The sequence below is a fragment of the Cohnella sp. WQ 127256 genome (assembly GCF_024519285.1).
Taxonomy (GTDB): domain Bacteria; phylum Bacillota; class Bacilli; order Paenibacillales; family Paenibacillaceae; genus Cohnella.
The window spans coordinates 112,753-124,801 of record NZ_JAMZCY010000003.1 but is presented as its reverse complement, the minus strand read 5'-3'; the positions used below and the strand labels follow the sequence as shown (position 1 = coordinate 124,801).

Sequence of the window (12,049 nt, the reverse complement as noted above, 5' to 3'; positions counted from 1 at the left end):
GCTAAAAGCCTTATCCTTCCCTGAAGTGGGGACGGATAAGGCTTTTTGTTAAAGTGAATTACAATCTCGCTAGATCAGGTTGAACACGATGATGAGTTGCTTGCTCAAACCCATACGCTATTTTAATTAATACAGATTCACTATAGGCTCTTCCTGAGAACACAACTCCAAATGGTCCTTTAGTTGAATCTCCATCGGAATCCACTGTACCGTCATGGACATAGCCCGCTGGAACTGAAATTAAAGGATAGCCTAAGCGTGCGGCAATATACATCCCATCAACGTCACCAGGTAACAGCAATGCATCTAGCTGATATTTATCTAGAACATAGTCAATTCCTTCAGTGCGTGCCAGCTCCGAGATTTCTTGTTTTTTCTGGAGGTAGGCCGCTTCGGTCAGTGTGTTATCATTTGACCTGATTAGCGTGTCTTGCCCATACTTCAAAGCATCCTCTGCATGGTCACAGTTATAAGCAATCAGCTCTTGTAAGGAATGTATCGGGACAGAATCAGATAGATGTGAGAAGTAATCATTAAGACCCTTCTTAAATTCATAGGTAATAACATCGTTATTCCAATCATTATGCTCAATGTGGAGAGAAACGGGATCAACAATTGTGGCCCCCTCATTGTTCAAGGTCGCAATTGCTGCTTCCATGATAGCAAGCCTCTCTTCGTCTAAATGCTTATAATAATGCCTTGGAATACCTATCCTCGCTTGTTGGAGATAAGTTGTATCTAAGAATGGAGTATAGTCATTATATGCCTGGGTATCGCTTAACCACTTAGTCGAATCCTTATCCTCAACACCGGTTAGAGCACCTAAAATAATCGCGGCATCCTTAACTGTTCGCGCTATTGGACCCGGTGTATCCTGACTGCTTGAAATAGGAATAATGCCCGTCCGACTAATTAATCCCACTGTAGGCTTGATGCCTACAACGGAACTTTGACATGCTGGACCCACTATAGATCCCGCCGTCTCCGTACCGATCGCCGCTGCGCCTAGATTAGCAGCGATTGCCGCTGCTGATCCAGAGCTTGAACCACTAATGAACACCTCGCCTGGACCATAGGGACTCAGAACAAGACCACCTCGAGAACTGTACCCCGCAGGCATTGTGCTTGACATAAAATTAGACCATTCCGTCATATTCGTTTTCCCGAGAAAGACAACACCCGCAGAACGGAGCTGCGACGCAACGAACGCATCGGCACTAGCATATGAATCAGCCAAAGCTACAGAACCCGCACTCGTATGCATGCGATCCTGAGTATCGATATTGTCTTTGAGCAGCATAGGAATTCCGTGCAGATGCCCCCGACTCCCTACTTCACTCCGTTCTATGTCTAACGCTCTCGCGATTTCGATCGCATCTGGATTAATTTCCAAGATGGAGTTGATTTGCGAATCATACTCGTTAATCCGCTCCAGGTAAATGCTAACCAAATCCTCTGAACTCAACGTGCCCTCTTCCATAGCAGTCTGCATATCTACGATAGTGGCTTCTTCAATCCACTTTTTGATATTATCATTCACTGTTAAGCACCCCTCTTGAGAGCTAATTAAGCCTATAAGCCCCATTATAAGAAGGATTACTCTTTTAGGATAGATATAGAATAATTATTAACTTTAGACCCGCCCCCATCGGGACGGATCTGTTTCAACTTAAACAACGTGGAAGACAGGCTTCACGGGTATGAAATGGACAGGAATACGAGGAAAAAGAGCTCCGATCCGATCAGCCAGCAGCCTCATCCCTGGCTGTTCGCTTTCCAGGTGACCCACAACGAGGAGTGTTTTACGCTGTCCCATGTGGATGGCATCCCTTACATACTCTGGTGTCTCCCACTCAGGCCCTTCACCGTATAGGATCAAATCTAGATTATGCTGGTCGAACATCGGGATTACGAGCTCTCCCCCTCCTCGATATCCAATGAGCAAACCGATTCGTTCGCATGTCATCGTCAAATCGCCCACAGCTCGGAGGGCTCCGATTCCTAGCTGTTTCTTGACATGTTCAACAACCTCTCTAACCGTACAAGAAGGGAGAGTGATCACCGTTGCCACAGGTAGCTGCTCGGTTACGAATGCCTGCCAACCTAACTCTTTAATAAGCCCCTCCATGATGATATCCGGCTCATAACGATGACAATAATCGTGGAATCGATAGATCGCGAGTCCGTTATGATCGATAAATTGCTTCTTAGCATTGTAAACGAGGTCACTCCCCCTATGCGGTTGTATGGAATCCGTATGGGAGTAGAATGTCCCTTCATGCGCGATAATCAAATTTGCTCCTAAATGGTATGCCTGCTCCAGAACATGATGGGTCGCTATGAACGTGACCGCGATTCCCGTCACTTCCGAGCTAGGGTTTCCGACAATGAGCTTGTCGATGCTACCCAGAATATCACCTACGGGCGCCATTAGAACATCGATCACATCTTGAATTTTAATTACCACCATGCCGACTTCCGACCTTTCGTTACGTATCGTTAATAGATTAAGCGACCGTGGTCATCCGCGATTCCTGACTTGCGATAAAAGTAAGTATTCACGTTATCACGCCATTCTCCCGCATGCTCTACCTGATGAATCAGGCGCTCTTTCACTTGGACAAACCTTTTACTATCGATTTTGTCTTCAATAGAATCCCATAGCTGGACCAAGCTTTCTGCCCGTTCCACTCCCCTAAAGTGTGAATCATAGATGTGCTGAATGACGGTCTTGCCGGACTTTAACACATGAGAGTACGGAACATGATGGAAAAACAACAATAGCTCGTCGGGACATAGCTCCAAAGATTCGTACAATTCCGACTGTGGAGAGTGGTACTGCCCTGTGTACCCCGTGCCGGTTCCCACCGTTCGGTCAACTCCAATGCCGTGGCAATCCGCATAGTGATAGGTGCCCCACTTGGAATACTCGTAGCCATCGATGTTGGGACCATAATGATGATCTGGGTTAACCATCCAACCTACTCCGAGTGGTGCCGTGTATTCCTCGTAGATGGGATAAGAACTAAGAAGCATCTTCAGAATGACCCTCTCCAGCTCCATATCGTGGCGGAATGTCATTAGAACCCACTCCCGCGCGATCTGCTCCGAGCTTAAACGCGGGTTCCACGCTAGACGAGCATAGCCATACCAATTAGCTTGAGCCAGAACGTGTCCAGTCCAATTCGCATGATCCCCAACATTAATTACCGCTGCGAGACCTCCGCGCTTCCTTCCACACAATCTGCCACTCGCCACTTCCGCGACCGTCGAATGCTCCCCTTGCGCATAGGTATCAAAATCAAGAACTTCCTTCCATTGAGGCACCAGATAACAAAGATGGCGTTGCTGACCCGTATACTCCTGAGTAATCTGCAGCTCCAGCAATTGATTAGTTCGTGCCATTCCACCTAACAAAGGAGAAACGGGCTCCCTAACCTGAAAATCCATCGGTCCATTCTTAATCTGTAACAGCACATTGTCCCTAAACATTCCGTCGAGTGGCATGAAATGGTCATATGCTGCACGAGCCCTATCCGTCGAACGATCTCGCCAATCCTGTAAGCAGTTATAAACGAAGCAACGCCAGATGACCTCGCCACCGTATGGCTCTAACGCATCTGCTAGCATGTTCGCACCTTCTGCATGATTTCTCCCGTACGTGAACGGACCCGGCCTAAACTCTGAATCCGCTTTGACAAGGAAACCTCCGAAATCCGGGATGAAACGATAAATCTCATTCACGATTGCTTCCCACCATCTAGACACCGATGGTTCAAGCGGGTCCGCCGTACCCATCCCACCAATTTCTATCGGACTAGCAAAATTGACACTAAGATATAGTCGAATCCCGTAAGCGCGAAAAATACTCGCAACCTTCGCTACCTCGGACAGAAACAGAGTTGTAATGAGCTTTGATTCTTCACGGTGCACATTAACGTTATTGATAGCGACAGCGTTGATCCCCCCCGATGCCAACAAACGGGCATAGCTCTCGATACGACTTAAGTCATCTACAAATCGATTCTCGGAGAAGAAAATACTATTTCCTGCGTAACCACGCTCTATCGATCCGTCCATATTATCCCAATGGTTAATCATGCGTAGGCTATTTTTAGGAATTTCACGAATTCGTAGCCCTTCGATGCTCTCCCCTGTTTGTAGTAAGCGAATAAAATGAAAAACGGCGTAGAGCACTCCTTTATCCGTTGCTGCAGCTATAAAGATATTGCCCTCATCTGAAGTATGGATGACATAACCTTCAACACCCAACTCGGCGATATCGGATTCCTTAGCCAGCGAGTCGAATACCCGAGAGCTACCGAAGGTTCCAACCACGATCGTCGGTCCAATGTCTAGAATCTCCCTCTCCAGTGGCGGCTGACCAAGTAATGCTGCTAACGCAAGCTTCAATTCTCTCCGCGCTGATTCCAATAACGTTGATTTACCGGTTATGTCCAAACGTGAACAGTGCTTCTTATAGCTTTCACGTAAATGACCGTTATCGATATACTCATAACCTAGCCAACAACATTCGTAACCGCTCTCTATGTTCTGTTGATTCATCTTTGCTTAATCTTCCCCTCGCATCTGTTCCGAAGCTAATAGTTCACTTACGGTCACAAGTTGATATCCCTTTGTACTCAGAATTTGGAGAAGCCATCCGACGGCTTGCATCGTCTGTGAACGATCACCATATCCGTCATGAAACATGAGGATACTTCCATTCCTTACACATTCGAGTGATTTATCGAAAATATGCCCTGCACCTGGCTGTCCCCAATCCTGTGCATCCAAATTCAGAGCACCAATCATTCTGTAGCCTGCACTCTCCGAGACCGCAACGACGTCCTCGTTATATTCCAGATAGGGCGGTCGAAATACCCGTGGTCGCTTCCCCGTCAGCTTATGAATCAGAATTTCGGTTCTTTTAAGCTCCAGCTTGCATTCGTCTTTACTAATACGTGATAGATAGGGGTGGCTATACGTGTGGTTACCGATCTCATGTCCCTCACTATCCACGGCTCTGACCACATCGGGATAGTTCTCCATTTGCTCACCGATCATAAAGAAAGTCGCCTTTCCTGATACCTCCTTAAGCAAATCAAGAATTCCTCGTGTATAGATCGGATTAGGCCCATCATCAAATGTAAGAGCCAATGCTTTACGCCGAGTGTGAACCTGATGTAGAATGACCGACAACATCAACGCCCCCTTATTCCTTCATTAATAATTCAATTGAAAAGAGCCTCCGGTAACAGAAGGCTCTTCCCGCAATGAACTATGAACTTATTCTTACGCAAACCACATCCGATAGCGTCCGCTTAAGGCTAATAGGGTAAACATGTAAAGGCAGTTATCGTAATAACGTCTATTCCCCGTACGTAAGGGAGTATTCCAGAAGAGCTCAACGTTCGCTCTTGCGTAAGGCCCCTCTGAAGATGCAAGTGAAGCCATCGCGTTCGTAGCGACAAGACCAATTGGATGAAGCGATTTTTCCTCGAACGGCTCACCCGAGATCTTATAACGCCTGTAGTCGTCGGCGTGCTTATCCGCGAAGAACGCTTGGATACGATCGGTTTGTTGTCGCATCCAATTGCTCGACCCGAACCATTCCGCATCGAGTCCGACATTGGCGGCAACCCGGTAGGAATCGCTGAAGAAATGTCCGTACCCACGTTCGTCGTTCGGCGTTCCATCGTAGAACGCGTACTCCGGAGCAAGACCGGTTTCCGGGTGGCATGCCACCTGCAAATAATTCCTGCTCGCCGTTGCGGCGTCCTTCCAGAACGTCCGATCTTCCTCGTACGCCCATAAAGAAAAGAGCTCATAGAAATGCGGAAGGTGATAAGATGGATCGGTATATTCGCAGTTCGGTATAAACTTGATCAATTTGTTGTGCGGGTTCCACATCGGATGCCCGATGCCGTCTTCTCCCTTGTGAACGCAGGCGTGAAGCAATTCCCTAGCCTTCACGCTATAATCCATCGGGGAGGGACCATCGCCCCACCGATTCGAAGCGAAGAACAACGCGAGAGCGAAATACTCTTCGCCGTCCGGCGCGGGGCCATGCGCTCTCTTCGTACCGTCCTTGTTGCAAGACCAAGCGAAGTATCCCGCGTTTGCTCCCGAAGACATAAACATATGCTTATACGTCCATCTCCATAGCCGATCGAAAATCTCCTTGTGATCGAGTTGCACGGCCATCATCATGCCATAGGACATACCTTCCGTCCGAACGTCGTCGTTCCCGGTATCGAGCATATAACCCATGTCGTCTCCGACCGGATAATAGATTCTCGTAGCTTCATTGTCTCCGAACAAGAGCTGCCACGTCTGTTCGACTCTGATGGCGATATCCTCTTCGTCGTATCCGTAATCGAGCAGAAGATTGCGATAGTTTCCGGAGCGATAAGCACCTTCGTGCTTCGATGCTTCCATTATCCCTTCACGCCTCCGACCGTCATGCCTTTGACGAAATACTTCTGCAGGAACGGATACATAACAATCATCGGAACCGAAGCCACGATCGTCATCGTCGATCGTACCGCGAGCGGTGTAACCGCGTTGGCTGCAGCATCCGGATTCGAGAATGCGCTTGCCGCCGATGAAGCGGCGCTTGAGTTCTGAAGAATTTTTTGCAACTCGTATTGCAGCGTACTGAGATTGATATTCGACGAGTTGTACAAGAATACATCAAGCCAGGAGTTCCATTGATATACCGCTGTGAACAACGCCACCGTCGCAAGAACAGGAAGACAAAGCGGCAGGACGATGTTGAAGAACGTCCTGAATTCTCCCGCTCCGTCGATTCTCCCGGACTCCAGGATGCTTTCCGGAAGTCCGTCGATGAAAGATCGGATAAGAATAAGGTTGAAGACGCCGATCAATCCAGGCCAGATATAAACCCAGAAGCTGTCAATCAAGCCTAAATCGCGAATGTTCAAATAATTCGGAATAAGACCCGGGTTAACGTACGCGGTCAGGACGAAAGCGATCGTGATGAACTTCCGCAACACGAAATCTTGCCGACTGATCGTATACGCGACCATCGCCGAACAGAATACGGTTGTTATCGAACCGATGACCAAACGAAGAACCGAGATCAATGTCGCATGAAATATCGTTGACTGGTTAAACACAAATTTGTAATTTTCAATAGAAAAATCTCTCGGCCATATATAGATGCCGCCCCTGATCGAATCCATCGCTCGGTTCAACGATAACGCGAGTGTGTTCAAAAAAGGATACAAGGTGACGATCATCAGTAAGCAAAGGAAGGTAATATTTAAGGTATCGAAAATTCGGTCCCCTATCGAAGCGTTCCTGCGGGTAAGCTTCTTGAGTGCCGTTCCTGTAGCTATATTTGCCATCCGTCATCCTCCTTTAGAACAGTCTGCTCTCGCCTGCACGCTTCGCAATGCTATTCGCCATGAACAGCAAGACAATGCTAACGAGACTCTTGAACATACCTGCCGCTACAGCCAGGGAAAAGTTGCTTTGGTTAATTCCGTACGTCAGAACGAATATGTCAATGTTCTCGGAATAGTCGATGTTCATCCCGTTTTTAAGCAGGTATTGCGCCTCGAATCCCGATTCCATCAAATTCCCGATATTCAGAATAAGCAAGACAACGATAACCGACTTGATACCTGGCAACGTAACGTTCCACATCCTTCTGAAACGCCCCGCTCCATCCATTTCCGCCGCTTCGTACTGCGCAGGATCGATCGTTGCCATCGCGGCCAAGTACACGATCGTATTCCACCCGAGGTCTTTCCAAACGGTCCCAAGTCCTAATATGGTCCAGAAATCTTTCGGAATGCCGAGGAACAAAATTTCTTGGCCTTTCTCGATCATGCCTAGTTTAATCATTAACAAATTGATAATGCCATCCGGCGCGAGCGTCGCTTGAATAATTCCCGCGGCAACGACCCAAGAAAGAAAATGCGGCATATAAGTAACCGTCTGTACGACACGCTTAAATATCATTCCACGCAATTCGTTGAGCAAGAGCGCGAGGATAATAGCGGTAATAAAGCCAAGAGCGAGATTGATTCCGCTCTGTGCAAGCGTATTTCTTAACACTCGCAAAAACCGTTCGTCGTGAAAAAGAAACTTAAATTGATCCCAACCGACCCATTCTTGTTCCGAGAAGCTTTTGGCCGGCCTGTACTTCTGAAAGGCTGTCGTCCAGCCCCATAGCGGCAAGTATTTGAAAAGAAATAGCCATATGAGAAAAGGAACGGACATCAAGACGAGGATCCGTTGTTGCACAAGTTTCTTGAAGAAAAGCTTAAGTCCCGTCGGCTTTAGATCAGACGCGATGGAAGACGTTGCAGATTTGATGTTACTCCCCATTTTCATTCTCCTTCCGGACCGGTCCTTGCTAATGGAAAGCAAAAGCCGGCTTATGCGAGCCAACAGCACGTATAAGCCGGCCTTTCGCTTATCCATCATTATCGATTATTTGGCAGCTTCGATAGCGGCTTTAATTTGTTCCGTATACCACTTTTCATATCCAGCGGTGTCCAGCTTACCGAATGCAGTCAAATATTCGTCCCATACTTTATCGAAGTCGGCCGGTTTCGCCAGCACGAGCTTCGGATAGTACTTCTTCGTAACTTCGTCTTTTGTCGTTTCCCAGATTTGTTCGGCGGAGCCTTGCGCTTTCGGTATCCCCCAAGCAGGGTACCATGCGCGGTCGTCTGGAGCAGCGAAGAGCTCGGCGTATGTTTTGACGCCGTATTTTTCAAGAATCGTTTTGTCCGCATCCGTCAAGCGCGTTTGGAATACTTCCGGTTGGAAGCCGGGCGCGAACGCGTTCCCGTCTAACAGCGTGGAGTTCGCGCCGTATTGCGGCCAATCCCAATTGAAGTATCTGAAGCCGAAGCTCAAATTGAACGGCTCGTCGATTTTCTTGATTTGCTCAGCCGTACGGTAGAAGCGGCCTTTGTCGTCCACTTCGTAAGTTTCGCCTTTGATACCCCAGCTCTTAAAGATTTGGTTCTCTTCTTTCATCAGGTTATCCCAGTACGCCATGATCCGTTCTGGATCCTTCGCGCTTACGCTGATGCCGATACCGCGGTTCTTAACGAATCCCGGAGGATCCAGAAGCTGGTCTTTACCGCCATCCCACGTGAGCGGCATCGGGAAGTATACGAAATCGTCCTGCATCGGATCCTGTCTTGCGGCATCTACCAACAGGTTGCGGGCATTGGCCGATTGCCAGCCGTAGTCGAAGAATCCGACGACTTTTTTGGAAGAGAGCTTCGCAAGATATTGGTCATAGTTGTCTACGAAGGAAGCTTTGTCGAATATTCCTTTAGCGTTGAGATCGTTCAATTTTTGCAACCAACGCTTCGTGGAGTCGGTCGTGTAGTACGTTTTGGCTTCGAACGTCGTCATGTCGACTTCGACGTTACCGTCGTTCGGATAACCGTCCAGGTGCATAGGCACGTTGGAAGTCGAGAAAAATCTCCAGTCATGCGTCAGGGTAATGAGTCCGGTTAAATCTTCGTCTTTATGCTTGGCGACGAAATCTTCGATCAGCTTCGTGTATTCGTCCAACGTCTTGATCTTCGGATAGCCCGCTTCTTTCAACACGCGGCGTTGTATCCAGAAAGCGCCTTGGTTGATTTCAGGATCCGGCACGAAGTCGCCAACTTGGGCTGAGATCGGGAGGTAGTAAATTTTGCCGTCCGCCGCTTTCATTTGGTTGAGGAATGGACCGTATACGCGCTTGATGTTAGGGTTCTTTTCAATCAGAGCAGTCAGGTCGATAAACGCGCCAGCGTCAACAAGCTGATCAATACCAGCATCCGGGTTGATGACGTCCGGATAATCGTTGGAGGCGATCATCGTACCGACTTTCGCTTTAAGGTCGCCTACCAAATGTTCTACTTTGAAGTTGACTCCGGTTTGATCCTCGAGAGCTTTACCGATTGTCGTCTCATTCGTGTTCACGTCCGGCGCATTGGCTACTCCAAGGAAGTAAGAGAAAGTTACTTTATCAAGCGGTTTTTCCGATGCGGTAGCGCTTTCCGATTCGGCAGGAGTGCTGCTGGCTGTGGTGGACGCGTTGTTCTCGCCATTGTTGCTCTTAGAGCAAGCGGCGGTGAACACCAAGACGGCAGCCATGCAGGCAAATAGTAATTTCTTTACCACTAAATTCGAGCCCCTCTCAAGATAGATATGTTTATTTGTAAGCACTTTCATTATAAAAGCAATCAGGGGCTTTGTTTACCCAATAAACTATAGATCATACTGTGAAAAACATATATGTCAAAGCAATAGCGTATCATTCGACTGAATTTGCAAACGAATGGACGTTCCTTTACCATGTGCGCTGTCGATTAAGAGCTGGAAACGGTCGCCGTAAATCAACTTCAATCGGTAGATGACGTTCTGCACGCCGATTCGCTCCCCGATGACTTCCTCGCTTTCCAGATAGGAGTAAATAAGTTTCACCCGCTCCTCGTCCATCCCTATGCCGTTGTCCATTATCGCTAATATCAATTTGTCCGCTTTCCGTTCGATGCGGATATCTATTTTCCCACCGTTCTTAAGCGGCTCGATGCCATGTATACTCGCGTTTTCCACAAGAGGTTGAAGCGTCATCTTCGGGATTAACTCCAATAGGCTCGCCTCGTCTGCTTCGATCCGATAATTCAGCTTATCCCCGAATCTGTATTTCTGAATTTGCAGAAAACTTTCAACCAGCTCCAGCTCATCCTTGACCGTTACTAAATCTTTGCCCCAGGTTAAAGATTTGCGGAAAATTTTTGCCATGTGATGGATGATTTTGGCGGTCTCTTCTTCGGATTTCATTAAACTCCTCATGCGGATCGTTTCGAGTGAATTAAAGAGAAAGTGAGGGTTGATCTGGCTTTGCAAGGCATGAAGCTGGGTCTGATTCCGTTTCAGCTCCAACTCCTTCTTCTGGATATCTGCCTTATACACGTCGTGGATTAGACTACTAATTTGTGAAGTCATTCGATTGAATTCCGTCGTTAACTGACCGATCTCGTCCTTCGTTATCTCGTCGTCGATCGTTTCGAAGCTATGATTTTTCACGCGTTTCATCTGTTTCAGAATCCGAATGAGACGAACGTTCAGCGAACGCGTGAACCAAATGATGATCAAGGTCGGAACGAGGACATTCGGAAGCGCCATATAAATGACGAATTCTCTGGATTTGCGCACGTCCTCAAGTACTTTCCATTCTTGGAATTCACCGATAATACGCCAGCCTTGGAGATATTCCACGGAAGGAAAGTTTTCTTCAAGCACGATCGCACCATCCTCCGGTGCATGATGAGCCTTGTCACCCTGCTCCTTATTCTCATTCGGTGAGGATTCATACTGCACCTCATCGTCCGCGAGCAAGATTACGTTTCCTTCAAACATTACATTGCTGAACATTTGCTTGATCAACTCGGGATGGAGATCGATTTTGATCACTTTTTCATAGTGGGCTTGTCCGACCGCGCTGCTCATTTTGCGAACGATGCTGATCGTCGGTTGCGTGGTCGAATTAGAGTCGCGAACGATGATCGGATTAGAGGTTCTGGAGCTCTCCAGTCTCTTATACCAGTCTTCTTTCTCTATATCCGAGATCGCAAGAACGGACCCCCCGTAAATAATCGTATGGTTGTCCGTGAAGAGACTGATGTTCTGGATTGCTCTGTACACCGGCGCGTATTTCTCCAGCATATCCGTAATATAGGAGTGATAATTAATAACGTAGTCGGAAGGGATATCATATTGCTGGTCCAAATATTCGTTTAATATCGAGTCATTGTATAGAACGGTTGAAATTCCGACGACCACGTCGATCTGATAGAGAAATTCATTGCGCATCTGCTCGATAGCCAGCGACAAATCATCCATCTTCTGCTTCTTGACGTTATTCGTCGTAATATTATAAAAGATGACATTTGTAAGGATGACCGGGACAAGGACGGATAAAAAGTAAATGATTAGCATTTTGTTTCTAAGCCTAATGTTATCTAGCGCGCCTCGTACCCTCATGAACCATGTTCCCCCT

The 12,049-nt window shown here is 47.5% G+C and carries 9 protein-coding genes; all 9 read right to left on the bottom strand.

Annotation, left to right across the window (positions count from 1 at the left end):
• Positions 1-58: 58 nt before the first annotated feature.
• The 9 genes from M1K58_RS10720 to M1K58_RS10680 all read right to left on the bottom strand — a co-directional run bounded on the left by M1K58_RS10720 (position 59) and on the right by M1K58_RS10680 (position 12,033).
• The gene (locus tag M1K58_RS10720) at positions 59-1,540 is read right to left on the bottom strand and encodes an amidase family protein (RefSeq protein WP_256758841.1); all 1,482 of its coding nucleotides are present in this window, start codon (positions 1,538-1,540) and stop codon (positions 59-61) included.
• Positions 1,541-1,669: 129 nt separating this feature from the next.
• Positions 1,670-2,470 carry a Nif3-like dinuclear metal center hexameric protein gene (locus M1K58_RS10715; RefSeq protein WP_306220343.1) on the bottom strand — a complete coding sequence of 267 codons (801 nt, stop codon included), beginning with the start codon at positions 2,468-2,470 and terminating at the stop codon, positions 1,670-1,672.
• A 29-nt stretch (positions 2,471-2,499) separates the two neighbouring features.
• A complete protein-coding gene (locus M1K58_RS10710) occupies positions 2,500-4,566 on the bottom strand; it encodes an alpha-glucuronidase family glycosyl hydrolase (RefSeq protein ID WP_256758840.1) in 2,067 nt (688 codons plus the stop codon).
• A 6-nt stretch (positions 4,567-4,572) separates the two neighbouring features.
• Positions 4,573-5,205, bottom strand: a complete 633-nt coding sequence (locus tag M1K58_RS10705) for a polysaccharide deacetylase family protein (RefSeq protein ID WP_256758839.1) — start codon at positions 5,203-5,205, stop codon at positions 4,573-4,575.
• Between the two features lie 90 nt (positions 5,206-5,295).
• A complete protein-coding gene (locus tag M1K58_RS10700; RefSeq protein WP_256758838.1) occupies positions 5,296-6,441 on the bottom strand; it encodes a family 8 glycosyl hydrolase in 1,146 nt (381 codons plus the stop codon).
• Positions 6,441-7,373: a carbohydrate ABC transporter permease gene (locus M1K58_RS10695; protein ID WP_256758837.1), complete on the bottom strand. Its 933-nt coding sequence runs from the start codon at positions 7,371-7,373 to the stop codon at positions 6,441-6,443. The genes M1K58_RS10700 and M1K58_RS10695 overlap by 1 nt, the downstream gene beginning before the upstream one ends.
• Before the next feature lie 13 nt (positions 7,374-7,386).
• The gene (locus M1K58_RS10690) at positions 7,387-8,367 is read right to left on the bottom strand and encodes an ABC transporter permease (RefSeq protein WP_372339149.1); all 981 of its coding nucleotides are present in this window, start codon (positions 8,365-8,367) and stop codon (positions 7,387-7,389) included.
• A gap of 99 nt (positions 8,368-8,466) precedes the next feature.
• Complete coding sequence (locus tag M1K58_RS10685) at positions 8,467-10,140, bottom strand: type 2 periplasmic-binding domain-containing protein (protein WP_256759034.1); 1,674 nt, start codon at positions 10,138-10,140, stop codon at positions 8,467-8,469.
• Between the two features lie 144 nt (positions 10,141-10,284).
• Positions 10,285-12,033 carry a histidine kinase gene (locus M1K58_RS10680; protein ID WP_256758835.1) on the bottom strand — a complete coding sequence of 583 codons (1,749 nt, stop codon included), beginning with the start codon at positions 12,031-12,033 and terminating at the stop codon, positions 10,285-10,287.
• Between the last annotated feature and the right edge of the window lie 16 nt (positions 12,034-12,049).

What these genes read in the sequence shown, in the direction of transcription:
- M1K58_RS10715 (WP_306220343.1), bottom strand. Translation starts at nt 2,470, where the DNA reads ATGGTGGTAATTAAAATTCAAGATGTGATCGATGTTCTAATGGCGCCC.
- M1K58_RS10710 (WP_256758840.1), bottom strand. Translation starts at nt 4,566, where the DNA reads ATGAATCAACAGAACATAGAGAGCGGTTACGAATGTTGTTGGCTAGGT.
- M1K58_RS10705 (WP_256758839.1), bottom strand. Translation starts at nt 5,205, where the DNA reads ATGTTGTCGGTCATTCTACATCAGGTTCACACTCGGCGTAAAGCATTG.
- M1K58_RS10700 (WP_256758838.1), bottom strand. Translation starts at nt 6,441, where the DNA reads ATGGAAGCATCGAAGCACGAAGGTGCTTATCGCTCCGGAAACTATCGC.
- M1K58_RS10695 (WP_256758837.1), bottom strand. Translation starts at nt 7,373, where the DNA reads ATGGCAAATATAGCTACAGGAACGGCACTCAAGAAGCTTACCCGCAGG.
- M1K58_RS10690 (WP_372339149.1), bottom strand. Translation starts at nt 8,367, where the DNA reads ATGAAAATGGGGAGTAACATCAAATCTGCAACGTCTTCCATCGCGTCT.
- M1K58_RS10685 (WP_256759034.1), bottom strand. Translation starts at nt 10,140, where the DNA reads ATGGCTGCCGTCTTGGTGTTCACCGCCGCTTGCTCTAAGAGCAACAAT.
- M1K58_RS10680 (WP_256758835.1), bottom strand. Translation starts at nt 12,033, where the DNA reads ATGAGGGTACGAGGCGCGCTAGATAACATTAGGCTTAGAAACAAAATG.